This window comes from Variovorax sp. P1_H12_2 (genome assembly GCF_056405335.1).
This window is the reverse complement of sequence record NZ_JBFUCI010000624.1, coordinates 1-2,491: the sequence shown is the minus strand read 5'-3', so window position 1 is coordinate 2,491 and position 2,491 is coordinate 1. Positions and strand designations below refer to the sequence as shown.

Annotated in this window: 2 protein-coding genes; both read right to left on the bottom strand. The window is 49.1% G+C overall.

Going from position 1 to position 2,491, the window contains the following annotated elements; genetic code table 11:
- Window positions 1-541 (bottom strand): hypothetical protein (locus AC1D2K_RS33380; protein WP_478094552.1); only part of this gene is annotated, 541 nt, incomplete at its 3' end.
- Window positions 541-2,491, bottom strand: a 1,951-nt coding sequence (locus tag AC1D2K_RS33375) for a hypothetical protein (protein WP_478094551.1), incomplete at its 5' end; no start/stop codon positions are given. The genes AC1D2K_RS33375 and AC1D2K_RS33380, both read right to left, overlap by 1 nt.

The following is a 2,491-nucleotide window of genomic DNA, read 5'->3' as shown; positions in this document are numbered from 1 at the left end:
GCCCTGAGATCCGAGATTGGCTTTCCTTCTCAAGCGACCTCATTTTGGATTGCAGGCCCTCATATTTTGCGTTGGACCGAATAGTCTGCCGGCGCTCCATGACAAGTTCACGTTCCGCAATCTGACGAATGACTAAGTGCAACCTAATGTCGCTTTTTAGCCTCGCAACCACTTCGCTTCTGTCTCGAGGCTTTTTCTTTGTACTTTCCGTCGCCGATTTTATTAATTGGAGCAACTGGTCAAGCGATACAAAAAGCTCCGGATGCTTCTTGAGAGTGGCTTGTGCATTAGTGCCGAAAGGTTCGACATAACCAAAATTCACAGGGAGCTTTGAAGAAGTCCATGCGTTGAACTGCCTTGGGGTATGGGGAAGAGAGCTCCTCTCAACCGTACTTTCTTCAAGAGCGCTCTTCAAAGCGCGAATTTTGTTGACGATATTTGTTTTTGCCGCATCGGCGTTGGCATAAGCCACCTTCGGCTTATTTCCCATCAAGGTTGAGGACGCAGCTCCTCTTACCCCGTCAGAACTTTTCTTCGCCATTACAAATCACCTCCCAGGCGCATCTTGCTTAAGTAAATGATTCGTCTCAGGTTGGCTATTTCGTTGACTTTAGCCATGCCCAAGACAGTTGATGCGGCGGTCGTTCCAACCTCAGTCTCTAGAAAGGAAAGGTCTTCTTGAAGACCGCGTACATGTCCTAGCGTGCGATCGTGAAAGGAGCAAGCATCGCAAAGAGCGGGAGATGCATCTTCTTTTCGAAGTCTCAGCTCGTCGGAAGAATAGCAGCGTGCAAGTCCATTAACACCAGGCGAGTTGCAGTCTCCGTGCTTGTAAGGCGAGGACCTATGACCACGAGCTACCAGCGCATCCTGAAGCTTGCAAATTTGCTGATCTAACTCAAGTCGTTGATAGGAAATACTGCGGGACATTTTGCTGTGAAAACGCCTGACGAGCTTCGCATACCCGCCGGAGAACGATTTCGCGCTTCCAACTATCTCCGCAATAAGCTGGCGGAGTTTTTCCAGCCCCACAGCAGCTACTTCTTCCGAAATTTCACGGAAATGCTCTTGTTGAGCTTTCTGAGCCAACGCTGGGGCAATAGACCACATTGAAGCGCCTGTCCGGTGTAGTGCCGTCGCCTCGGCATCATGGATATAGTGCAGCGTGCACAGCGTATCCCGATGGCCCATCTGTTGCGAGAGCGCTTGCAGCGTACCCAAGGAAAAGCGATAGTGAAAGTGCAGTGCATATGCGCGCCGAAACATGTGCGCGCGTGGAAGAACGTTCCAATCCTCTTCCCTCACATCCACAAAAAACGCCCGTGCCATTCCTCCCTTATTGGTTGAAAATTCATACCAACTCGGGATTCCCTGTTTGTTTGAGAAGCTAGGATAGAAGAATAGTTTTCTGTCCCGATAGCTGGCTTCTGGAATTCTTTTCCCACCACACAGCTCATGATATTCCCAAGCAATCTCTGATACTTCCTCAAGAAGTGAAATCGCCCGCATGGTAATGTTATTTATCAGGAACGGAACATAGTCTTTCGTAGTTTTTTCTATGTAGAACAGGCATTCATACAGCCCTAACTCACGATCAAGCACAGTCATGCTAGTAGTATGGAGACCAACAGCTTTTCCACCGATCTCATCCTTTCGCCTAGCATTCATGATCGCAATAATGGCAAAGCATGAGGTTTGCAACTTGTTAATCAGCTGACTCACAGATGCTCCGTCCCCTTTCGGAACCGAATACGTAGTCAGCTTGATTCCAAGTAGAGCGTCTAACTCCCGAGCTTCCTTGCAGTTGAGTAAAACCTTAGCCTGCTTTCGCCACTTTTCGGCGACTGAGCGGCTTGCATGCGGTGCACATTCTCTGCAAAGGTTTTTTAGCATTTGAATCGCAATTGGGCCGTACTCTAAGACCCAACGAAATGCCTCTGTGAGAATGGCCGAGACTGACTCAGGGCTCATGCTGGGAGTTCTCTGAGCCGGGCGGCTTGTAGCGCTAGGGTTCGTTCCCGCGAATTTATAGGATCCAGAAGTGTCGATGTGGCTCCAGCCGTAAGGCGGTGAAAGCTCACTGACAATCGCAAGATGCGTAAGGATGCCTTGTAGCGTGCTGGATGAAAACGTTTTTTCTACGGTAGCTGAACCGTTAAGGTCTTGATCGCCATTCATGCTTTTCGCAACTAGGACAGCACGAAGAATCGTTGCACTGGCACTCAATCTTGTGTTCGTGCCGATGGTCTTAAGGAACGAGGCTGAAAGACCCCAGTTTTTTTCTTGGCCACGCGCCTTTTTCAAAGAAAGGAAGGCCGAAATCTGCGTCGCCGTTAGGTTCTTGACTGCGCTGAAGGATCGAGCCTCTAAATCCAAGGCTTCGTCCCACAACCCTATTGCGAGCTTCTGTTTGAGTTCATCCCAATGAAATTGACTCCAATCAGAAAGATCATACAAACCAATTAACCAGCTGTACTCGAAGAGCTTGACC